The sequence below is a fragment of the Escherichia sp. MAL-1 genome, assembly GCF_052948035.1.
Genome location: NZ_CM129609.1, coordinates 4,395,732 through 4,418,390 on the forward strand (window position 1 = coordinate 4,395,732; position 22,659 = coordinate 4,418,390).

The 22,659-nt window shown below is 50.7% G+C and carries 21 protein-coding genes, 1 tRNA gene and 1 pseudogene; 12 read left to right on the top strand and 11 right to left on the bottom strand.

Going from position 1 to position 22,659, the window contains the following annotated elements:
- Positions 1-13 precede the first annotated feature (13 nt).
- A complete protein-coding gene (gene epmB, locus ACU8XX_RS21965; RefSeq protein WP_000940526.1) occupies positions 14-1,042 on the top strand; it encodes an EF-P beta-lysylation protein EpmB in 1,029 nt (342 codons plus the stop codon).
- A 393-nt stretch (positions 1,043-1,435) separates the two neighbouring features.
- The gene (locus ACU8XX_RS21970; RefSeq protein ID WP_001008049.1) at positions 1,436-2,305 is read left to right on the top strand and encodes a YjeJ family protein; all 870 of its coding nucleotides are present in this window, start codon (positions 1,436-1,438) and stop codon (positions 2,303-2,305) included.
- 202 nt (positions 2,306-2,507) lie between these two features.
- On the opposite strand, the gene ACU8XX_RS21975 is transcribed toward ACU8XX_RS21970, so the two are convergent.
- From ACU8XX_RS21975 to ACU8XX_RS21985, 3 genes are all read right to left on the bottom strand, one after another.
- Complete coding sequence (locus ACU8XX_RS21975) at positions 2,508-2,861, bottom strand: DUF4156 domain-containing protein (RefSeq protein WP_000558209.1); 354 nt, start codon at positions 2,859-2,861, stop codon at positions 2,508-2,510.
- A gap of 137 nt (positions 2,862-2,998) precedes the next feature.
- On the bottom strand, positions 2,999-4,645 hold the full coding sequence (gene groL / locus ACU8XX_RS21980; protein ID WP_000729117.1) for a chaperonin GroEL: 1,647 nt from the start codon (positions 4,643-4,645) through the stop codon (positions 2,999-3,001).
- Positions 4,646-4,688: 43 nt separating this feature from the next.
- Entirely contained in the window at positions 4,689-4,982 is a 294-nt protein-coding gene (locus tag ACU8XX_RS21985) for a co-chaperone GroES (RefSeq protein WP_001026276.1), read from the bottom strand.
- Between the two features lie 275 nt (positions 4,983-5,257).
- Here ACU8XX_RS21985 and yjeH point away from each other — a divergent pair, with 275 nt between their 5' ends.
- Complete coding sequence (yjeH, locus tag ACU8XX_RS21990) at positions 5,258-6,514, top strand: L-methionine/branched-chain amino acid transporter (RefSeq protein ID WP_000015853.1); 1,257 nt, start codon at positions 5,258-5,260, stop codon at positions 6,512-6,514.
- Between the two features lie 15 nt (positions 6,515-6,529).
- Here the strand turns inward: yjeH and ACU8XX_RS21995 are convergent, their stop codons facing one another.
- Complete coding sequence (locus ACU8XX_RS21995) at positions 6,530-7,006, bottom strand: FxsA family protein (RefSeq protein ID WP_001267448.1); 477 nt, start codon at positions 7,004-7,006, stop codon at positions 6,530-6,532.
- Positions 7,007-7,342: 336 nt separating this feature from the next.
- On the opposite strand from ACU8XX_RS21995, the gene aspA reads away from it, so the two are divergent.
- The 6 genes from aspA (at position 7,343) to ACU8XX_RS22025 (ending at position 13,119) form a co-directional block, all read left to right on the top strand.
- Entirely contained in the window at positions 7,343-8,779 is a 1,437-nt protein-coding gene (aspA, locus tag ACU8XX_RS22000) for an aspartate ammonia-lyase (RefSeq protein WP_000069437.1), read from the top strand.
- Positions 8,780-8,896: 117 nt separating this feature from the next.
- On the top strand, positions 8,897-10,198 hold the full coding sequence (dcuA, locus tag ACU8XX_RS22005) for an anaerobic C4-dicarboxylate transporter DcuA (RefSeq protein WP_000961959.1): 1,302 nt from the start codon (positions 8,897-8,899) through the stop codon (positions 10,196-10,198).
- 115 nt (positions 10,199-10,313) lie between these two features.
- Positions 10,314-10,652: a divalent cation tolerance protein CutA gene (gene cutA, locus ACU8XX_RS22010; protein WP_000883400.1), complete on the top strand. Its 339-nt coding sequence runs from the start codon at positions 10,314-10,316 to the stop codon at positions 10,650-10,652.
- A complete protein-coding gene (dsbD, locus tag ACU8XX_RS22015) occupies positions 10,628-12,325 on the top strand; it encodes a protein-disulfide reductase DsbD (protein ID WP_000068902.1) in 1,698 nt (565 codons plus the stop codon). The genes cutA and dsbD overlap by 25 nt, the downstream gene beginning before the upstream one ends.
- Before the next feature lie 36 nt (positions 12,326-12,361).
- Entirely contained in the window at positions 12,362-12,937 is a 576-nt protein-coding gene (locus tag ACU8XX_RS22020) for a transcriptional regulator (protein ID WP_001188520.1), read from the top strand.
- A gap of 106 nt (positions 12,938-13,043) precedes the next feature.
- Positions 13,044-13,119, top strand: a tRNA-Phe gene (locus ACU8XX_RS22025).
- A gap of 200 nt (positions 13,120-13,319) precedes the next feature.
- On the opposite strand, the gene ACU8XX_RS22030 is transcribed toward ACU8XX_RS22025, so the two are convergent.
- The 5 genes and pseudogenes from ACU8XX_RS22030 to ACU8XX_RS22050 all read right to left on the bottom strand — a co-directional run bounded on the left by ACU8XX_RS22030 (position 13,320) and on the right by ACU8XX_RS22050 (position 18,502).
- Entirely contained in the window at positions 13,320-14,327 is a 1,008-nt protein-coding gene (locus ACU8XX_RS22030; RefSeq protein ID WP_446908314.1) for a tyrosine-type recombinase/integrase, read from the bottom strand.
- A 65-nt stretch (positions 14,328-14,392) separates the two neighbouring features.
- On the bottom strand, positions 14,393-16,162 hold the full coding sequence (locus tag ACU8XX_RS22035) for a TraI domain-containing protein (protein WP_446908315.1): 1,770 nt from the start codon (positions 16,160-16,162) through the stop codon (positions 14,393-14,395).
- Positions 16,156-17,610: a UvrD-helicase domain-containing protein gene (locus ACU8XX_RS22040; protein WP_446908316.1), complete on the bottom strand. Its 1,455-nt coding sequence runs from the start codon at positions 17,608-17,610 to the stop codon at positions 16,156-16,158. Before ACU8XX_RS22040 ends, ACU8XX_RS22035 begins: the two co-directional genes overlap by 7 nt.
- A gap of 237 nt (positions 17,611-17,847) precedes the next feature.
- Positions 17,848-18,210 (bottom strand): annotated as a pseudogene (locus tag ACU8XX_RS22045) (Tm-1-like ATP-binding domain-containing protein); the annotation flags it as partial.
- Entirely contained in the window at positions 18,182-18,502 is a 321-nt protein-coding gene (locus tag ACU8XX_RS22050; protein WP_446908317.1) for a Tm-1-like ATP-binding domain-containing protein, read from the bottom strand. The gene ACU8XX_RS22050 and the pseudogene ACU8XX_RS22045, both read right to left, overlap by 29 nt.
- 128 nt (positions 18,503-18,630) lie before the next feature.
- Here ACU8XX_RS22050 and ACU8XX_RS22055 point away from each other — a divergent pair, with 128 nt between their 5' ends.
- The 3 genes from ACU8XX_RS22055 to ACU8XX_RS22065 are packed head-to-tail and all read left to right on the top strand — an operon-like array spanning position 18,631 to position 20,817.
- A complete protein-coding gene (locus tag ACU8XX_RS22055) occupies positions 18,631-19,251 on the top strand; it encodes a TetR/AcrR family transcriptional regulator (protein WP_446908318.1) in 621 nt (206 codons plus the stop codon).
- A complete protein-coding gene (locus ACU8XX_RS22060; protein WP_446908319.1) occupies positions 19,248-19,724 on the top strand; it encodes a GNAT family N-acetyltransferase in 477 nt (158 codons plus the stop codon). Before ACU8XX_RS22055 ends, ACU8XX_RS22060 begins: the two co-directional genes overlap by 4 nt.
- A 49-nt stretch (positions 19,725-19,773) precedes the next feature.
- Positions 19,774-20,817 (top strand): hypothetical protein, encoded by a 1,044-nt coding sequence (locus ACU8XX_RS22065; protein WP_446908320.1) that lies wholly within the window; start codon positions 19,774-19,776, stop codon positions 20,815-20,817.
- Positions 20,818-20,902: 85 nt separating this feature from the next.
- Here ACU8XX_RS22065 and ACU8XX_RS22070 read toward each other — a convergent pair whose 3' ends face one another.
- Entirely contained in the window at positions 20,903-21,565 is a 663-nt protein-coding gene (locus tag ACU8XX_RS22070) for an N-6 DNA methylase (protein ID WP_446908321.1), read from the bottom strand.
- A 121-nt stretch (positions 21,566-21,686) separates the two neighbouring features.
- The gene (locus ACU8XX_RS22075; RefSeq protein ID WP_446908322.1) at positions 21,687-22,613 is read right to left on the bottom strand and encodes a DUF1281 domain-containing protein; all 927 of its coding nucleotides are present in this window, start codon (positions 22,611-22,613) and stop codon (positions 21,687-21,689) included.
- Positions 22,614-22,659: the final 46 nt, after the last annotated feature.

Genomic DNA, 22,659 nt, shown 5'->3' on the forward strand with positions numbered 1-22,659 from the left:
GCTAAGCCACAAAATGGCGCATATTGTAACCCTAAATACCCCATCCAGAGAAGATTGGTTAACGCAACTTGCCGATGTTGTGACCGATCCTGATGAACTTCTGCGTCTTTTGAATATAGACGCGGACGAAAAACTGTTGGCCGGACGCAGCGCCAAAAAGCTGTTTGCCCTGCGTGTGCCCCGCTCATTTATCGATCGCATGGAGAAAGGCAATCCGGACGATCCTCTTTTGCGTCAGGTACTTACCTCGCAAGATGAGTTTGTCGTCGCGTCCGGATTCTCCACCGACCCACTGGAAGAACAGCACAGCGTAGTGCCTGGTTTGTTGCATAAATACCACAACCGGGCGCTTTTGCTGGTCAAAGGCGGCTGCGCGGTAAATTGCCGCTATTGCTTCCGTCGCCACTTCCCCTATGCCGAAAATCAGGGCAACAAGCGTAACTGGCAGACTGCACTTGAGTATGTTGCTGCGCATCCGGAACTGGACGAGATGATTTTCTCTGGCGGCGATCCGCTGATGGCGAAAGATCACGAGCTGGACTGGTTGCTCACACAACTGGAAGCCATCCCGCATATCAAACGTCTGCGGATTCACAGCCGTCTGCCGATTGTGATCCCGGCACGCATCACAGATGCGCTGGTTGAACGCTTTTCACATTCTACGCTGCAAATCTTGCTGGTGAATCACATCAACCATGCCAATGAGATAGATGAAACATTCCGTCAGGCGATGGCTAAGTTGCGCCGGGTAGGCGTTACTTTGCTGAACCAGAGCGTTCTGTTACGTGATGTGAACGATAACGCACAAACGCTGGCAAACCTGAGTAATGCGTTGTTCGATGCCGGCGTGATGCCGTATTACCTGCATGTGCTCGATAAAGTACAGGGCGCGGCGCATTTTATGGTGAGTGATGACGAAGCACGGCAGATTATGCGTGAGTTGCTGACATTGGTGTCGGGATATCTGGTGCCGAAACTGGCGCGAGAAATCGGCGGCGAACCCAGCAAAACGCCGCTGGATCTCCAGCTACGCCAGCAGTAACTGATTAAACAGGGAAGTTAAACATTAAAATTGCCTGATGCGCTACGCTTATCAGGCCTACATCGTGCATTGAAATTGAATGGATTTGCATGAACTGTAGGCCGGATAAGGCGTTTACGCCGCATCCGGCAAGAGCAACAAACGCAAGTACAGCAACCTGTCATTAAACTGAGAAATTTAATCTTTGCCCGTTGCATAACCTTTAATTATTCATATGCATTGCTGTTGTTACTTTTTATATAGCTAACACCAATAATTAACCTTTCTTTTCTGTTTATATAGAGTGAGCACGGCTATTTATGTTATTTTAACAACTATTACTACCAAGCCCATTTATCTGGCTTATAAATTAAAATTAATTATTTAATTGAGAAATAGTTAGGGAGAACCTACATGGCCATAAGCATCAAGGGTGTTAATACCGGTGTTATTCGCAAGAGTAATAATTTCATTGCACTGGCGCTGAAAATTAAAGAACCTCGCAATAAAGAATCGTTGTTCTTTATGTCTGTCATGGAACTGCGCGACCTGCTGATTGCGCTGGAAAGTCGTCTGCATCAAAAGCATAAACTGGATGCTGCTGCACGCCTTCAGTATGAGCAAGCTCGCGATAAAGTCATTAAGAAAATGGCAGAAAACATCCCAGAAATTCTGGTTGATGAGCTTAAAAATGCCGATATTAATCGTCGGGTTAACACGCTGGAACTTACCGATAATCAAGGCGAAAATCTTACCTTCGTATTAACGCTACATGACGGTAGCAAATGTGAGTTAGTCGTCAATGAGTTGCAGATTGAAATGCTGGCGCGAGCAATCATTCATGCAATTAATAATGCGGAAATGCGTGAACTGGCATTACGTATTACCTCACTGTTAGATTTCCTGCCGTTATATGACGTTGACTGCCAAGAAAATGGCAATCTGGAATATGACACCTATTCCCAACCGGAATGGAAACATAACCTGTTCGACCATTATCTGGCGGTGCTTTACCGCTTTAAAGATGAAAGTGGCAAAGAACAATTTAGCGGCGCAGTGGTGAAAACGCGTGAAGCAACGCCGGGTAAAGAAATAGAGGCGATCACTCGCCGAATGCTTGATTTCAGCCCACGACTGAAAAAACTCGCGGGTGTGCCATGTCAGGTCTATGTTCGCACCGTAGCGGCGAATAACGCCCAACCGCTAACCCAGGATCAATGCTTACGCGCGCTGCATCACTTACGTGTTCAATCCACCAGCAAAACTGCACCACAGGCGAAATAATCTCATCTTTGCTAATGCGAGGCTGGAGCCATCCAGCCTGAAATGACTGATAACGTGATCGTTGGTCATGCCGGATGCGGCGTAAACGCCTTATCCGGCCTACAAATTCTCAAGCATTCAATCAGTTGCAATGCCTGCTGTAGGCCTGATAAGCGAAGCGCATCAGGCAATAATACGTTTGTCACCCAGCCTCTGGATCACATCAGTTCGGGCACTTATAAACCTGACCGATAATCTGGCTATCCGTCGGGACAAAACTGGACAACATTCCCTGCGACGGGCTGCTGATGCCATAAATCACGTTACCGCCCATTGCAGCCGCCTGGTTGCGCAGATCGTTTGCTGCGCCGCGCATAGAACCGCCCTCTTCTCCGTGTTGCCCGGAAAGCCAGTTGCTTTGCTTACCTGTCGCAGTACCAATCAGCTGGCACTCTGCGCCTGGCTGCTCGTCCACAATGCGTACACTCTGACCGGCAGCACTCAATTCGTTGCTGGAGCTACAACCCGCCATCAGTAGCGCGGCACCGACAATCCCTGCTAAGTATTTTACGTGCATGTTATTCCCCATAATCAATGAGCTGGACGCCACTCGCGTCGTCCGTGTCTGAATCTTATACTAGAAAGATGACCAAAAGAAAAACCCCCAGACATTTCTGCCCGGGGGTTTGTTTATTTCTGCGAGGTGCAGGGCAATTACATCATGCCGCCCATGCCACCCATGCCGCCCATACCGCCAGCAGCGCCTAAGTCAGCTGCATCATTTTTCGGCAGGTCGGTAACCATGCACTCGGTGGTGATCATCAGGCCAGCCACAGAAGCCGCGTACTGCAGAGCAGAACGGGTTACTTTGGTTGGGTCCAGGATACCCATGTCGATCATGTTGCCGTATTCTTCGGTTGCTGCGTTGTAACCGTAGTTGCCGTCGCCGCCTTTAACGGTGTTAGCAACAACAGACGGTTCTTCGCCGCAGTTCAGGACGATCTGACGCAGCGGAGCTTCCATTGCACGCAGTGCAACTTTGATACCCACGTTCTGGTCTTCGTTCTGACCACGCAGGTCAGCCAGTTTAGACGCTACGCGGATCAGCGCAACACCACCACCAGCAACCACGCCTTCTTCTACCGCAGCACGGGTCGCGTGCAGGGCGTCTTCAACGCGTGCTTTTTTCTCTTTCATTTCAACTTCGGTAGCAGCACCTACTTTGATAACTGCAACGCCGCCTGCCAGTTTCGCTACGCGTTCCTGCAGTTTTTCACGGTCGTAGTCAGAAGTTGCTTCTTCAATCTGCTGACGGATCTGAGCAACACGGCCCTGGATTGCAGCTTCTTCACCCACGCCATCGATGATAGTGGTGGTGTCTTTGTTGATCACAACACGTTTAGCCTGACCCAGGTCTTCCAGGGTTGCTTTTTCCAGCTCCATACCGATCTCTTCAGAGATTACGGTACCGCCAGTCAGGGTTGCGATATCCTGCAGCATAGCTTTACGACGATCGCCGAAGCCCGGAGCTTTAACCGCAGCAACTTTCACGATGCCACGCATGGTGTTAACAACCAGAGTTGCCAGCGCTTCGCCTTCAACATCTTCAGCGATGATCAGCAGCGGTTTGCCTGCTTTGGCAACAGCTTCCAGAACCGGCAGCATTTCGCGGATGTTAGAGATTTTCTTGTCAGCCAGCAGGATGAACGGGCTTTCCAGTTCTACTGCGCCAGTTTCCGGCTTGTTGATGAAGTAAGGAGACAGGTAGCCACGGTCGAACTGCATACCTTCAACCACGTCCAGTTCGTCCTGCAGACCGGTACCGTCTTCAACGGTGATAACGCCTTCTTTACCGACTTTGTCCATCGCTTCAGCGATCAGTTTACCTACGGTTTCGTCGGAGTTAGCGGAGATGGTACCAACCTGAGCAATCGCTTTAGAGTCAGAGCACGGTACGGACAGCGCTTTCAGTTCTTCAACTGCAGCGGTAACGGCTTTGTCGATACCACGTTTCAGGTCCATCGGGTTCATGCCCGCAGCAACAGCTTTCAGACCCTCAGTGATGATAGCCTGAGCCAGTACAGTTGCAGTGGTGGTACCGTCGCCTGCAGCGTCGTTCGCTTTAGAGGCAACTTCTTTCACCATCTGCGCACCCATGTTTTCGAACTTGTCTTCCAGTTCGATTTCACGAGCAACGGAAACACCATCTTTGGTGATGGTCGGTGCACCGAAAGATTTATCCAGAACTACGTTACGGCCTTTCGGACCGAGGGTAACTTTCACTGCATCTGCCAGTACGTTTACGCCGCGCAGCATTTTCACACGAGCGTCGTTACCGAATTTTACGTCTTTAGCTGCCATTATCTTTATTCCTTAAATTCGTATGTTCAGTGTCGTGCGAGGATTACGCTTCAACAATTGCCAGAATGTCGCTTTCGGACATGATCAACACTTCTTCATTGTCGATCTTCTCAGATTTCACACCGTAGCCATCGTTGAAAATAACGATGTCGCCAACTTTCACATCCAGCGGCTTCACTTCGCCATTTTCAAGGATACGGCCATTGCCGACAGCCAGCACTTCGCCGCGGGTGGATTTAGCCGCTGCAGAGCCGGTCAGAACGATGCCGCCAGCAGATTTAGTTTCAACTTCTTTACGCTTGACGATCACGCGATCATGCAATGGACGAATATTCATTGATAACTCTCCTTTGAGAAAGTCCGTATCTGTTATGGGTGACGCCGGAGCTTACGTGGTTTCCCGGCTGGTGACCAGAGAAATGGGGATGAGGATTCGCCCCTTCAAGGGGGAAAAAGAAAAAAAATTCTGATCAGCACAAAATCGGGTGAAAACCCTGATTCACCTCACATTTCATCGCAATTTCTTCATCGCCGTCATAAGCGAATCTGATTGTGCTACCATCGAAAATCTACGCAGTTGCCCAAAATTTGGGCGCAATCGGATATCAACCCATGAGTGGACTCAAACAAGAACTGGGGCTGGCCCAGGGCATTGGACTGCTATCGACGTCATTATTAGGCACTGGCGTGTTTGCCGTTCCTGCGTTAGCTGCGCTGGTAGCGGGCAATAACAGCCTGTGGGCGTGGCCCGTTTTGATTATCTTAGTGTTCCCGATTGCGATTGTGTTTGCGATTCTGGGTCGCCACTATCCCAGTGCAGGCGGCGTCGCGCACTTCGTCGGTATGGCGTTTGGTTCGCGGCTTGAGCGAGTCACCGGCTGGCTGTTTTTATCGGTCATTCCCGTGGGTTTGCCTGCCGCGCTACAAATTGCCGCCGGGTTCGGCCAGGCGATGTTTGGCTGGCATAGCTGGCAACTGTTGTTGGCAGAACTCGGTACGCTGGCGTTGGTGTGGTATATCGGTACTCGCGGTGCCAGTTCCAGTGCAAATCTACAAACCGTTATTGCCGGACTTATCGTCGCACTGATTGTCGCTATCTGGTGGGCGGGCGATATCAAACCTGCGAGTATCCCCTTCCCCGCGCCAGGAAATATCGAACTTACCGGGTTATTTGCTGCGTTATCAGTGATGTTCTGGTGTTTTGTCGGTCTGGAAGCATTTGCCCATCTTGCCTCGGAATTTAAAAATCCAGAACGTGATTTTCCTCGTGCTTTGATGATTGGTCTGCTGCTGGCAGGATTAGTCTACTGGGGCTGTACGGTAGTCGTCTTACACTTCGACGCCTATGGTGAACAAATGGCCGCGGCAGCATCGCTTCCAAAAATTGTAGTGCAACTGTTCGGTGTAGGAGCGTTATGGATTGCCTGCGTAATTGGCTATCTGGCCTGCTTTGCCAGTCTCAACATTTATATACAGAGCTTCGCCCGCCTGGTCTGGTCGCAGGCGCAACATAATCCTGACCACTACCTGGCACGCCTCTCTTCTCGCCATATCCCGAATAATGCCCTCAATGCGGTGCTCGGCTGCTGCGTGGTGAGCACTTTGGTGATTCATGCTTTAGAGATCAATCTGGACGCTCTTATTATTTATGCCAATGGCATCTTTATTATGATTTATCTGTTATGCATGCTGGCAGGCTGTAAATTATTGCAAGGACGTTATCGACTACTGGCGGTGGTTGGCGGGCTGTTATGCGTTCTGTTACTGGCAATGGTCGGCTGGAAAAGTCTCTATGCGCTGATCATGCTGGCGGGGTTATGGCTGTTGCTGCCAAAACGAAAAACGCCGGAAAATGGCATAACCACATAATCCGGCGTTTCGACATTAATCCTGGCGATCGTCTTTATGATCAAGGCGGTCGCGCTCATCATCCTTTCGCTGGTACTCACCATCAAAAGTATTACCGCCACCGGTCCCGGCGCTAAAACCGCCGCCTGGCATACGAGAAAAGCGCAAATGCGGCATCAACTTCACTGTCAGATGCTTTTGCACCGGCGGTAATAAAAGCAGAAGACCGAGGAAGTCGGTGAAAAAGCCCGGTAATAAAAGCAGCAAACCGGCAATGATCAGCGAAACACTTTTAATCATCTCCGCCGCTGGGTTTTCACCCGCCGCCATTTTTTGCTGCATCAGCACGAAATTCTTAAAGCCCTGGTTACGTACCAGTGACATCCCGATAACTGACGTGAATATAACCAGCACGAGGGTCAGCAATACCCCCAATACATGGGCAACCTGAATAAAGATTGAAATCTCAATATAGACATAAAGGAAAATGGCAATAAAAGGTAACCAGCGCAAAGGTTTCTCCTGTAATAGCAGCCGGTAAAACCCGGCTACCTGAATGGGTTGCGAATCGCGTTCAGCTTATATTGTGGTCATTAGCAAAATTTCAAGATGTTTGCGCAACTATTTTTGGTAGTAATCCCAAAGCGGTGATCTATTTCACAAATTAATAATTAAGGGGTAAAAACCGACACTTAAAGTGATCCAGATTACGGTAGAAATCCTCAAGCAGCATATGATCTCGGGTATTCGGTCGATGCAGGGGATAATCGTCGGTCGAAAAACATTCGAAACCACATATATTCTGTGTGTTTAAAGCAAATCATTGGCAGCTTGAAAAAGAAGGTTCACATGTCAAACAACATTCGTATCGAAGAAGATCTGTTGGGTACCAGGGAAGTTCCAGCTGATGCCTACTATGGTGTTCACACTCTGAGAGCGATTGAAAACTTCTATATCAGCAACAACAAAATCAGTGATATTCCTGAATTTGTTCGCGGTATGGTAATGGTTAAAAAAGCCGCAGCTATGGCAAACAAAGAGCTGCAAACCATTCCTAAAAGTGTAGCGAATGCCATCATTGCCGCATGTGATGAAGTCCTGAACAACGGAAAATGCATGGATCAGTTCCCGGTAGACGTCTACCAGGGCGGCGCAGGTACTTCCGTAAACATGAACACCAACGAAGTGCTGGCCAATATCGGTCTGGAACTGATGGGTCACCAGAAAGGTGAATATCAGTACCTGAACCCGAACGACCATGTTAACAAATGTCAGTCCACTAACGACGCCTACCCGACCGGTTTCCGTATCGCAGTTTACTCTTCCCTGATTAAGCTGGTAGATGCGATTAACCAACTGCGTGAAGGCTTTGAACGTAAAGCTGTCGAATTCCAGGACATCCTGAAAATGGGTCGTACCCAGCTGCAGGACGCAGTACCGATGACCCTCGGTCAGGAATTCCGCGCTTTCAGCATCCTGCTGAAAGAAGAAGTGAAAAATATCCAACGTACCGCTGAACTGCTGCTGGAAGTTAACCTTGGCGCAACAGCAATCGGTACTGGTCTGAACACGCCGAAAGAGTACTCTCCGCTGGCAGTGAAAAAACTGGCTGAAGTCACTGGCTTCCCATGCGTACCGGCTGAAGACCTGATCGAAGCGACCTCTGACTGCGGCGCTTATGTTATGGTTCACGGCGCGCTGAAACGCCTGGCTGTGAAGATGTCCAAAATCTGTAACGACCTGCGCTTGCTCTCTTCTGGTCCACGTGCCGGCCTGAACGAGATCAACCTGCCGGAACTGCAGGCGGGCTCTTCCATCATGCCAGCTAAAGTAAACCCGGTTGTTCCGGAAGTGGTTAACCAGGTATGCTTCAAAGTCATCGGTAACGACACCACTGTTACCATGGCAGCAGAAGCAGGTCAGCTGCAGTTGAACGTTATGGAGCCGGTCATTGGCCAGGCTATGTTCGAATCCGTTCACATTCTGACCAACGCTTGCTACAACCTGCTGGAAAAATGCATTAACGGCATCACTGCTAACAAAGAAGTGTGCGAAGGTTACGTTTACAACTCTATCGGTATCGTTACTTACCTGAACCCGTTCATCGGTCACCACAACGGTGACATCGTGGGTAAAATCTGTGCCGAAACCGGTAAGAGTGTACGTGAAGTCGTTCTGGAACGCGGTCTGTTGACTGAAGCGGAACTTGACGATATTTTCTCCGTACAGAATCTGATGCACCCGGCTTACAAAGCAAAACGCTATACTGATGAAAGCGAACAGTAATCGTACAGGGTAGTACAAATAAAGAAGGCACGTCAGATGACGTGCCTTTTTTCTTGTGAGCAGTAACTTAAAAACAACAATCTAATATCAACTTGTTAAAAAACAAGGAAGGCTAATATGCTAGTTGTAGAACTCATCATAGTTTTGCTGGCGATCTTCTTGGGCGCCAGATTGGGGGGAATAGGTATTGGTTTTGCAGGCGGATTGGGGGTGCTGGTTCTTGCCGCTATTGGCGTTAAACCCGGTAACATCCCGTTCGATGTCATTTCCATTATCATGGCGGTTATCGCCGCTATTTCTGCCATGCAGGTTGCTGGCGGTCTGGACTATCTGGTTCATCAGACAGAAAAGCTGCTGCGCCGTAACCCGAAATACATCACGATCCTCGCACCTATCGTGACCTATTTCCTGACAATCTTTGCTGGTACTGGCAACATCTCTCTGGCGACACTGCCAGTTATCGCTGAAGTTGCGAAGGAACAAGGCGTTAAACCTTGCCGTCCGCTGTCTACTGCAGTGGTATCCGCGCAGATTGCGATCACCGCATCGCCAATCTCAGCGGCAGTGGTTTACATGTCTTCCGTGATGGAAGGTCATGGCATCAGCTACCTCCATCTGCTCTCCGTGGTCATCCCGTCCACCCTGCTGGCGGTTCTGGTGATGTCCTTTCTGGTCACTATGCTGTTCAACTCCAAACTCTCTGACGATCCGATTTATCGCAAGCGTCTGGAAGAGGGCCTGGTTGAACTGCGCGGTGAAAAGCAGATTGAAATCAAATCCGGTGCAAAAACGTCCGTTTGGCTGTTCCTGCTGGGCGTAGTTGGCGTGGTTATCTATGCAATCATCAACAGCCCAAGCATGGGTCTGGTTGAAAAACCGCTGATGAACACCACCAACGCAATCCTGATCATCATGCTCAGCGTTGCAACTCTGACCACCGTTATCTGTAAAGTCGATACCGACAACATCCTCAACTCCAGCACCTTCAAAGCAGGTATGAGCGCCTGTATTTGTATCCTGGGTGTTGCGTGGCTGGGCGATACTTTCGTTTCCAACAACATCGACTGGATCAAAGATACCGCTGGTGAAGTGATTCAGGGTCATCCGTGGCTGCTGGCCGTCATCTTCTTCTTTGCTTCTGCTCTGCTGTACTCTCAGGCTGCAACCGCAAAAGCACTGATGCCGATGGCTCTGGCACTGAACGTTTCTCCGCTGACCGCTGTTGCTTCTTTCGCTGCGGTGTCTGGTCTGTTCATTCTGCCGACCTATCCGACGCTGGTTGCTGCGGTACAGATGGATGACACGGGTACTACCCGTATCGGTAAATTCGTCTTCAACCATCCGTTCTTCATCCCGGGTACTCTGGGTGTTGCCCTGGCCGTTTGCTTCGGCTTCGTGCTGGGTAGCTTCATGCTGTAATGACCAATCGCGGGGCGTTCACGCCCCGCTTTCTTTCCCGCCGACTAACATCCTTCCCCCGTCCGTTGTATAGTGACCTCTCTCTTGCGGTTCCATCTGTTCTTGCGAGGTGTTTATGCTTGATGAAAAAAGTTCGAATACCGCGTCTGTCGTGGTGCTATGTACGGCACCAGATGAAGCGACAGCCCAGGATTTAGCCGCCAAAGTGCTGGCGGAAAAACTGGCGGCCTGCGCGACCTTGATCCCCGGCGCTACCTCTCTCTATTACTGGGAAGGTAAGCTGGAGCAAGAATACGAAGTGCAGATGATTTTAAAAACTACCGTATCTCACCAGCAGGCACTGCTGGAATGCCTGAAGTCTCATCATCCATATCAAACCCCGGAACTTCTGGTTTTACCTGTTACACACGGAGACACAGATTACCTCTCATGGCTCAACGCATCTTTACGCTGATCCTGCTACTTTGCAGCACTTCCGTTTTTGCCGGATTATTCGACGCGCCGGGACGTTCACATTTTGTCCCCGCGGATCAAGCCTTTGCTTTTGATTTTCAGCAAAACCAACATGACCTGAATCTGACCTGGCAGATCAAAGACGGTTACTACCTCTACCGTAAACAGATCCGCATTACGCCGGAACACGCGAAAATTGCCGACGTGCAGCTGCCGCAAGGCGTCTGGCATGAAGATGAGTTTTACGGCAAAAGCGAGATTTACCGCGATCGGCTGACGCTTCCCGTAACCATCAACCAGGCGAGTGCGGGAGCGACGTTAACTGTCACCTACCAGGGCTGTGCTGATGCCGGTTTCTGTTATCCGCCAGAAACCAAAACCGTTCCGTTAAGCGAAGTGGTAGCCAACAACGCAGCGTCACAGCCTGTGTCTGTTCCGCAGCAAGAGCAGCACACCGCGCAATTGCCCTTTTCCGCGCTCTGGGCGTTGTTGATCGGTATTGGTATCGCCTTTACGCCATGCGTGCTGCCAATGTACCCACTGATTTCTGGCATCGTGCTGGGTGGTAAACAGCGGCTCTCCACTGCCAGAGCATTGTTGCTGACCTTTATTTATGTGCAGGGGATGGCACTGACTTACACGGCGCTGGGTCTGGTAGTTGCCGCCGCAGGGTTACAGTTCCAGGCGGCGCTACAGCACCCATACGTGCTCATTGGCCTCGCCATCGTCTTTACCTTGCTGGCGATGTCAATGTTTGGCTTGTTTACTCTACAACTCCCCTCTTCGCTGCAAACACGTCTCACGTTGATGAGCAATCGCCAACAGGGCGGCTCACCTGGCGGTGTGTTTGTTATGGGGGCGATTGCCGGACTGATCTGTTCACCATGCACCACCGCACCGCTTAGCGCGATTCTGCTGTATATCGCCCAAAGCGGGAACATGTGGCTGGGCGGCGGCACGCTTTATCTCTATGCGTTGGGCATGGGCCTGCCGCTGATGCTAATTACCGTCTTTGGTAACCGCTTGCTGCCGAAAAGCGGCCCGTGGATGGAACAAGTCAAAACCGCGTTTGGTTTTGTGATCCTCGCACTGCCGGTCTTCCTGCTGGAGCGAGTGATTGGTGATGTATGGGGATTACGCTTGTGGTCGGCGCTGGGTGTCGCATTCTTTGGCTGGGCCTTTATCACCAGCCTACAGGCTAAACGCGGCTGGATGCGTATTGTGCAAATTATTCTGCTGGCAGCGGCATTGGTTAGCGTGCGCCCACTTCAGGATTGGGCATTTGGTGCGACGCATACCGCGCAAACTCAGACGCATCTCAACTTTACACAAATCAAAACGGTAGATGAGTTAAATCAGGCGCTCGTTGAAGCCAAAGGCAAACCGGTGATGTTAGATCTTTATGCCGACTGGTGCGTCGCCTGTAAAGAGTTTGAGAAATACACCTTCAGCGACCCGCAGGTGCAAAAAGCGTTAGCAGACACGGTCTTACTTCAGGCCAACGTCACTGCTAACGACGCACAAGATGTGGCGCTGTTAAAGCATCTTAATGTCCTTGGCCTACCGACAATTCTCTTTTTTGACGGACAAGGCCAGGAGCATCCACAAGCACGCGTCACGGGCTTTATGGATGCTGAAACCTTCAGCGCACATTTGCGCGATCGCCAACCGTGAACGACACTTGCAGTGGGAAAGACGGAGGAAAATAGCGTGCAACGTGAAGATGTACTGGGAGAAGCCCTGAAATTATTAGAATTACAAGGGATTGCCAACACCACGCTGGAGATGGTTGCTGAACGTGTGGATTATCCACTGGACGAGCTGCGCCGCTTCTGGCCAGACAAAGAGGCAATCCTCTACGATGCGCTGCGTTATCTTAGCCAACAGATAGATGTCTGGCGTCGTCAGCTGATGCTGGACGAAACGCAAACCGCCGAACAAAAGCTGCTGGCACGTTATCAGGCGTTATCGGAGTGCGTTAAAAACAACCGCTATCCGGGCTGTCTATTTATCGCTGCCTGTACGTTTTATCCCGATCCTGGCCACCCTATTCATCAACTGGCCGATCAGCAAAAAAGCGCGGCCTACGATTTCACCCACGAACTGTTAACCACGCTGGAAGTTGACGATCCGGCGATGGTAGCAAAGCAGATGGAACTGGTGCTGGAAGGCTGTTTAAGCCGAATGCTGGTGAACCGTAGCCAGGCGGATGTCGACACTGCACATCGGCTGGCGGAAGATATCCTGCGCTTCGCCCGCTGCCGCCAGGGTGGTGCATTGACCTGACAGAAACACAGAAAAGAAGCGATTTGCCGCAATCTTAAGCAGTTGAATCGCTTTTACTGAAATTAGGTTGACGAGATGTGCAGATTACGGTTTAATGCGCCCCGTTGCCCGGATAGCTCAGTCGGTAGAGCAGGGGATTGAAAATCCCCGTGTCCTTGGTTCGATTCCGAGTCCGGGCACCACTAATTCTGCATGAAAGCACGCTAGTTAGAGGCATACCTTTAACGGGCGGAACAAAGGAGCTTTGCAAGTCAAAATCGAAGTGTTGTTAACTGCACTATCGAGATTGATGATTAGGTTCCTCTTAAAAAGGATGCCTGTGGTTGGACACAGGCGTCCTTTTCTCGATCACTGGCTATTTTTACAGCTTATTAAAGTTATGTCAAGATACCCCGGTGCCTGTTGCTGGTATTCGGGGTATATCCATATAAAGCGCCAGCTCACTTTCCAATGCCTGTCCTGTTATCTTCAGATCCAGCTCAATATATTCCATAGTGGTACTCACGCTGCGGTGCCCCAAAAGATTTTTAACCATGGCCAGATTGCGCTCAGGAGATTTCATCATCTCAGTCGCCAGAGTATGTCGGAAACGATGTGGTGTGACCTTAAAACCACACTCTTTTGTCAGTCGCGTGAAAAAAGAGCGCACCGGTTGTATCTCAGGTTCCGGGCCGACTAGCCCCAAAGGATTTTTAAATCGCTTCACGTCGAACAGATAATCTCCCGGCTCAGCCCCCTGATTGATTGCCCTGTTGATTAATATTCGCATCCGTTCACGCGCAAAGCCGACTATCGGGACAAGCCATTCGCGATGCGTTTTACTCCCTTCCCTGCACAACAATATCGAATTTGCCTCCATATCAACATCCATCAGACGGATATGTAACAACTGGTTTTGTCGCATCCCAGTCGAACGCAGAACGTCAATGACAGTCCTCCAGAACCATACAGGGTAAAGGGCGCATGGACGATTCTTGCCAACACTCAATTTTTCCTGTCCTTCAAATTGTTCCAACACCAGATTCAGCCTCACCAGTTGGTCACGATTGAGCAACCTTTTCCTTTTACTACCAGGAGGAACCTGAGTTTCCTTAACTGGGTTCTCAGATATCAAGAGCCATTTTTTCTTGATCCCCTGGTTATAAAGCGCCTGAAGATGGCGTACCTTATTATTCCAGGTGCTGGTAGTCAGCCCTCGTCCAAGCATGTCCCTGCGCCATAGAATAAAATCACGATGCGTCACTTCGTCTGGAAACTTATCTTCGCCAATAAACTTTTGGAAAACGGCCACAACACCGCGATAGCTTTTCTCCGTATCTGGTCGTAACGGCTTCGAGAAGAAATACTCCTCAAGTAGCGTCTCCCAGTCCATCATTCCTCGTTTATTCATGATATACCCCCGGGTTGATATTAAGTGCCCTAAGCAGTCGTGCTTGAAGACACAGGCAATCTCTATCACGGGATAACCAGTACCGGACTGTCGTCAGGTACGGGTACGCCTCGGTAGAGTAAACTGGCTTTAATGAGATACCCTTTCGTTCGCTTGAAAGATCCTTTGCGTTCTGAGCTGGCATACAACTCCGCAAAATAAAAACGCTTACCCTTAACTCGGCGATGCTTGTCCAGGCGCTCGAAACTATCCTGTAATGCTTCACGCTGATCGCCGACTAATCCGGTTTGCTTCAGATAGAGGTAAAAAATTCCAGGTACCGTGATAAAGACGAACCCGGCAACCAGGTGCACCCTCGCCTCTACCGTATTAATCTGGATGTCTCCTGAACTCAGGCCGGCGCTCAGCCACTGCCAGAACAGTTCCCCGGAATGCTCATCGGAGGCAGGTACAACCTCCCCACTGACCACTGCGCTTTCCTGGTCTGTCCCAGGTTCCGTTAGTTCAGGAGGCGATTGAGGCATCACTGTTTCTGCACGGGCAACGACATCCTTAGAGGGGGCAGCGCTTGCCGTCAGGATTGGTGTCTTTTCTGGCACTGCCGGCTCACTATCCGCTACAGTGGGCAAATCTGTTGCCGGTCGTTCACGTTGTGCATGCTCAGGATCTTCCTCCTGGGGGGCGTCCTCCTGAGACTGCATCTCGGGAGCCTCCGGCGCAGATACACTGACATTCATCAGCGAAAGCAGCGCCTGCATATCCTCCTCAACCTCAACAGCAGGTTCGGGGGCAACAACCATCTCAGCCAGGGGCAAATCATTTACAGGGGCATCCAACGCGGAGCTCAGCAGTACATCCCCCGATGGAACAGCCATGGCTTCTTCCGAGCTGACTGCAGCTACAGTGTCAGCACCATTTTCCTGGTCGTTAGTGGCAGCTGGTTCTCCCGTCACAGCACTTTGGACAACTGCACCAGGTACACTGCTCTCCAACACAACCTGCGCAGCAGGTGCTCCAACAGGATCTGGCAATGTCTCTGCCGGCACGGGCATGGAAGAAGAAGGACCAGTAACGGCCGTTGGCGCGGCCATGCCAATGGCATCACCGCGCGCCAGCTTGACAGCCTCCTGGACTATCTCATCGATCACCGGCAGGGAACTGGGCTGACGTGAAGCTATCAGCATCACTGCCTGCACTGCAGCCGGCAGGGTAGACAGCCAGTTGACCGCCTCCGCCGGCAACAACCGACACGCTATTAACGCACTTTGGCTTGCCGTGATAACAGGATCAGGAACCACCGGTTTGAACCGAAAACGGTAAGGTTCAGCGGGTACCATAACACCAGGTAACCACGCCCGGCCGTTTTGAAACTCGCCTTCTACCAGGTCTAATTGCGGCAGGTAACGCCAGAGCGCCGCGTAAAACACCACCGCGTTCCACAGAATATTTTGCGCCGACTGATCTTCAGGTGCGGCGCCAGGCGGCAACATATGCCCCTTGGCCAGGCGAACGGCAAAGGTCGTCGTCTGCAGCGTGATATCAACCAGCCCCCCTTCGCTGGCATACTCACCTTGCCGGGCTGCCGGCAGTACCTGCATCAGAGTCACCAGGTGATGCAGCGGCTGCAGATAAAACTGCTCGTACAAATCCTTTGGCAGCGCACTGTTTTCCCACAGCTGCTGCAGGCACTGTTTACGGGCGGGCATGTCCAGCAGCTGCGTGGCGGACTTCGGCATAAAATACCCTGCCGGTCCTGCAGGTGATGAAGCCACAGAGGAGGATTTAGCCCTGGTCGGCGCCGTGCCGATCAGCAGTTCCTTGATGGCCTTCAACATGCCGGCATATCCCCTTCCCCGTCATCCGCGGCGTCTTCATCAAGGAGTACCTGCAGCAACCCGTTAATGACCAGAACTTTTCGTGCGCGAGTCACCGCCACATACAACAGATTGGTTTCATCGGTACGTTCATCATCAGGCAACATCGGGTCGGTGATGTCGGCAAAGTCTTCGTTCAGGGCGACCACCGGCCATTCCAATCCCTTACTGCGGTGCGCTGTCGACACCGTAACCTGGGCATGGGTTTCCTCCTTCACCGCATGCTCACGCATCACCTGCAGTTTCTGCGGCAACGGGAAATACTGTTCAAGCAGGCGTAAACCCTGGTTCATTTCCGGATCTTTCGTGGCCTTGGCCACCGATTCGAATTCCTCAAAATCACGGTACTCCCGCGACAACGCCGGCGAGCGCATACGTTCCGGCATGTCTGCAGAGAACCAGTACAGGTCCTCGAGCTCCTCAGTCTTGTAGCCGGCGATACCGCCGACCCAAAACACCTTTTGTCCTGCCAGGCTGGCATCCAGCGCCGCGCCAATCACGCCGGCAACGGTTCGGCTTAATACCGTGACGTGCTCTCCCCGATGCTCGTCTGGAAGGCGTGTGACCACCGCGTCTTCCCCGCCATCGCCCACTACGGACAGCGTTTCTCCCTGGCGGGCCAGCAGCATGTTAGCCACGCTGGCCACCGCAGGTCCAAACCGGAAGCTGTGGGTCAGATTCAACCGTTCAGCGTCAACCAATGCCGGCGCATCGAGGGCATTTTCGGCACCTCGGAAGCGGTAAATCTGCTGATGACGATCGCCGACCAGCACTACATTACAGTTCTGCGCCAGCACCAGGCTCTGTGTCACCGGATTGGCATCCTGCGCCTCGTCGAACAGCAACGTTTGCCAGCGTTTTGAGAGATCTGGCTGAGAAAGCTGATACAGCTTGAGATAGACATCGTGCGTGACCGGGAATGTGCCATCCTGGCGCGCGGATTCGCGCCACAGCTGCTGTGCAGCGGCCAGGGTCCGGCCTGCTGATAACCCGCTGCGGTCATCCTCATCCGGCAGGTGTTGCGGCCCAAATTCGTGGTCACCACTGCACAAAAAAGCATTGAAGGTCATGATGGCCGTTCTGGCCAACGGCCAGTGACGGGTATTGAGCTGGCGGGCAACGTCAGTGATCCGCAGATTCCCTGCTAACCGCGTCTGGTAATGACGACCGAAGTTGGGCCAGGCCAGCTGATGCGACGTTTTGCACTCAACGTTGAAGGGGAATTTTTGTTCGGCTTCATCTCTGACCGCGCGGTTATACGCAAGATAGAGCATCCTGCTATTGGGGTTCGCCAGGGCATAGCGCACCAGGGTGGACGTTTTACCCGTACCGGCAAACGCTCTGACGACCAGGCGATGACCAGACCAGCCGATAATAGCGGCCTGTTCAGGTGTATCAGAATAAGACATCAGCAGCACTCCATTAAAACGGGACCGGCGCTATGCTGCGCAGGTCGGCACGATACGCACCACAGGAAACTCTTTTCCCGGAAGAAAAGATTTATCCTGTTCAGGCGTATCCAGGGTGATATACCGTTATCACTCTCATGCTGCTTCAGTCTGGTAAGGTAAAAGGCCGAAAAAAGACCACGTGGATAAATCATCCACGTGGGTGTTTGAGGCAAAAATAATTATTATTTAGTCTATTCAGGGCGCTACCACAAGTGCTGCAAATTCAGGTGCGTTAATATGGTGAGGCGTTTTGATAATCCGGCGCCGGCTCGTCTGTAACACAGTCTTCTCCAACCCATCAGCAAACGCCCGTCGTGCGTCAGGGTCATAAAACGGCTGGCCAGGAGCATCAAGCGCGGAGAATCCGCCTTCTGGTAGTAAGAAACTAACAGGCCCATTGCATTGATTGAGCTTTTCCCCAATCCACACTCCGAGCTGGTAGTTTTCCTCTGGTGTTGTGCACATTAGCGTCACCTGAGCGTTATGCTCGACAAATTTCCTTTGCTGAGCATAACGCTCAGGTATGCTGTCAGGCTCTGCGAAGTTGACCATGTCCAGCCGAGATATCCTCCGACGTGCTGCGAAGAAAGCGCGTCAGCGCTACAGACATCGCCGTAACCGCCCGGCCGCGTTCATTACAGAAGACAGCCTTGCTGCCTTCAGGATGATATTCAGCGATCTGAGACGACGGGATATCTATCTTGCTATTTTCACTTAACGCCTCCGGACTCCCGGTGGACACATCAATGATGTGTGAATCCACGCCGGCGCCATGCAAACAGGACTTCAGCCAGACCAACTCATCGAGTTTGGTGTCTGCTGTCCCTATGACATACACAAACTTGGCCATACAACCCTCTCCATCATAAGGGGTGAAAGATCGATTGATATCGTGCAATATAAAGCTAGGCTAATATTTTATAACCTACAAGATATTTTTATCACATGTGATATTTTTTTGTTGAGCGAGACAAAAAAATGCAACTTTTTGACGAAAACAACCTGTCACCAGTGCGGCGCAGAACGCTTGAACGTCTTGTTAATGCAGCGCTGAAGCTCTACAAGGAAGACAAATTCCCATCCCCGGAAGAGATTACCCGCGAAGCCGAATATGCAAAGGTCACCCTCCGGAGTTACTTCACGACGCACAGCGAGTTCGTTGAGTATGTAGTCAAACAGGTCATAGGGTCTGTTGAGCGGCCTACCATGGGGGAGGATGCTGAGGAAAATATCAGCCGATTACTGGGCTGGGGATATGGAGAGCTGTACTCTCATGAAGGACTAATGCGTGATGCAATGCGCATTTCGCAACATCGCTGGCAGACCCGCCATGAGGAGCAGGGGCGTGAAGAAGATACTCTGCTTAAAAAGAGTAACCGTCGCGAAGCGCTCACTGAAGCATTAGCGCCGCTTGAGTCGCAGCTCCCAGAGGAAAAAGTTCAAAAACTGGTCATGCTGATGTCAGTGCTCTACGGGACCGAAGCGATGACTGTACTTAAAGATACCTTTGGCCTGGAGCAGGAAGAGATCGTAGATTTGACCACCTGGGGGGCTAAGCTAATGCTCAGACAGGCAGTGATTGAGGGAGAGTCGAAATGAAAAGACGAGCCACTAAAGATGATTTGCCATTCATAAGTAAACTCATCTACGATGCAGCTAAAAATAATCACTTTTCACGGGAACTTCGCTCACCTATTAGATGGTTTTTTTTCAAACGCAATCTTAATTCCATGGTCATTAAAGAGCGTGACAACGGAGGGTTTACGACAGAGGTTTACATCTGGGAAAAACTAAATCTCCCCATTGGTTTCGTGATCCTCGCGTGGGATACATTGGGTGGTTGGGAGTTAAGAATGGCCGCGATATCTTCTGAATACAGAGGAAAAGGTTATGGTAGAGAAATGCTAGACAATTTCCTATCAAGATTCAAGAAGGATAAAGAGACTTTATATGCACGTTGCTACTGGGAGTCCAAGATTATGTTGGGTTATCTGAAACGTAGAGGATTTGAACAGCTGGGCGCAGATCAAACATTCACATTCCTCACTAAGGACTATGGAAAGGCCTATTAATAACCAGCCAAAAGTATAATTATCAGAAAAACATCACAGAGATTTATTTATGAGCACTAAAAAAACACTCCCAGAGCTAGATGTTGAAAGACTATTGGAAAATGCATTAACTTCAATACGGCTTGGTGTAGAAGACTTTAATAAAAGCCAACGAAACCAAAATGAAGGTGGGGACCCTGATAGAGCTCTATCAGCTGTAAGAAATTTATTTTCTGGGGTTCTATTGCTATTTAAATACAAAATAGCCGAGTCTGTTGATCAAGCCTCAGATGCAGCCTCATTAATATTTAATCCGCCAGAAGTGCACCCTGTCTCTGATGGAAATGGTGGCATTATATGGGAACCATCCGGTAAATTTAAGAAAAGCACGATAGATGTAGGAACAATAAAAAAGAGATTTGAAGGATTCGAGATTGATGTTGACTGGAGTGTTATTAATAAGCTTCAAGACTGTCGTAATCATTTAGAGCATCTTCACCCTGCTAATACTTTAGGTGAGGTTGCTGACTTTGTGGCTGAATTGTTCCCAGTATTAAGGGATTTCATTCAACTACAGTTAGACGAGCATCCTGGCGACCTTCTTGGTGAATCATGGCAAATCATGTTGGCACATCACAATTTCTTTGTTGATACAAGGGAAGAGAATGATAAGAAGTGGCTTGAGTCTGGGGTTCCAGAGCAAATGCTACCCATAACAAAAAGGGCCAAATGCGAGGCTTGCGGTTCATTGCTTATAGCCCCCGATATAGAGCAGTTAGAACGTGGGGAAACAGTAGAATATAATGAAGAAAGTTTCTTATATAATTGCCTGGCTTGCAATAATAGCGGCCTGGCAGCACAGTTACTGATAGATACGCTCAATGAAGATAACTTCGTCGACCCAAGGAATGGTGGAGAGCCTACTATTGACTCGTGTTACTCATGTGAGCACGAAACATTTGATGTAATTAAACAGCAATGCCTTTGGTGTAATTATGAATTAGATTATAAGGAATGTATTCATTGCGGAATCACATTAGGTCAAGAAGAGCAAGATCTCGGCGGTCGGTGCGGTTATTGTAATAACCAATATGATAAAATAATGCGCGAATAATATAGCAACCACGTATCAATCACTCTTTATATAATAGCCCTCCCGCAAACTCGCGGGAGGGGTGTTTATCAATAATTAAGATTTTTTATTTATGGCGATCAGGCCACCCCCCTAAATAATGGCCAGGTGTATAGAGTATTCGGCGCCGTTCGTTATGCAGCGAGTTGCCGATCACCACTTCCCCCGCTACACCACACAGTGACAATTGTATATACGCCATGCCGGCCGCCAGCGGATCGATGTCAGTGGCTGACACCCACATGTGGCGGTGTGACAGATAGCCCGCCTGATTAAGCACATCGGCGTAGGCCAGTACCATACAGCCGGCACCGCACGCCGGTTCGGCAAGGGTAATGAACGGTTTATCCCGAAAAATGGTGTTAACATCACCCAGAGACATCTGCGCCATCATCCTGCCGACGTCCCACGGCGTGAAAAACTGGCCGCGGTATTTATCGCCCAGCTCCAACTGCATGAAGACCTTTCCCAGGAAGTCATTGAATTGATCCATCATGCTCGTCGACACCAGGGCAAGCAGCTGCGCCATGCGACTGACGTCCGCTTTCTCATAGCCTTTGACGATCTGCAGGTACTTGTCTTCCCGCTTTGGGTTGAAGCAAAGACGGTTCTCCAGCGCGATGACGCTGCAGCTGACGAAGTCCTCAAACACCTTGGTGCGCCGGTGATACCGCGCCGTCTCATTGAAGAGTGAGATAAACGCCTTTTCATGGTTAATAAGTCCGGACATACGTGTTCTCCAAAGAAAGGGAACACGTATCCCGGGCGGGAAACAATGTTCCCCGAGGGATGAAAAAAGACCACCGGAAAATCCGGTGGTCATCGTTTAGGGTCAGTACTGCAGAGAGCGTTTAACTCGCTACAGCGTTGGGTGGTAACGGCGTGGAATCCTTGTCGGCATAGGTAAACTGGATCACCTCACCGGCCTGAACTTCCGGCTCCATTCGGCCGCCATCAACATGTTCGCCGTGGTCGTAACGGTCGTAACCGCTTCGGCCGGCGTCGAACATATGCCAGCTGTGCTCAACCTGACAGCTGAATTGTTTTGACAGCTCCCCTATGACCTCGCCTGCCGGCGCGTACCACGGAGAATCAAAATGCACCGTCAGAACATTGATGCTGTCACGCACGCAGCCGACGTTGTGGCCACACGGCCATTCAACGCCATACTGACGCCCGTACAGGTCAACCGTTGCCGGCACATCACGCAGCAGCGCGCCGCCGGCCCCGTTCAGCTCTGTCGCCAGACGCGTGGGGATCAACATCAGCATGTCGCAGGGTACGGTATATTCGGGCATATTCCCGAGCCGCTCCCAGCAGCTGCCGGCATCAACCTGGCCATCAAGCCCCACCATGCCGAACCAGTCGGCAAACTGGCGCTCGATGATGTCCGCTATTCGCGCCTGGGCAAGTGGAGGGATGTTCTCCCACTTAACTGACGCTATCCCGGACTGACTGTAGAGTCGCTCAATCTGACGGATGTTTTCAGCCGTCAGCGGCGCATCAGCTTTCAGCAGCCAGAACCACTGTTCAAACGCCAGGTTCTGTACTGACGAAACGCCGGGATGTGCCAGCAAACCAGGGTAAGGGACATAAACACCTGGTTTTACCGTTGCCGGTTTCAAGATGCCGGCACAGCCTGCCAGGAACATCCTGCAGCTTTGCTGGATGGCATGTCGGTAGTCAGGAACGACATGGCCATTCACCCACTGCTGCAGCTCGTCGACAAACACGGATTGACCGGCAACTACTAAACGGTTTTTGCACCAGTTAGACATGGTAGTTCTCCTCTTCATTCAAGAAAAAAGGAGAGACGTCCCCCAA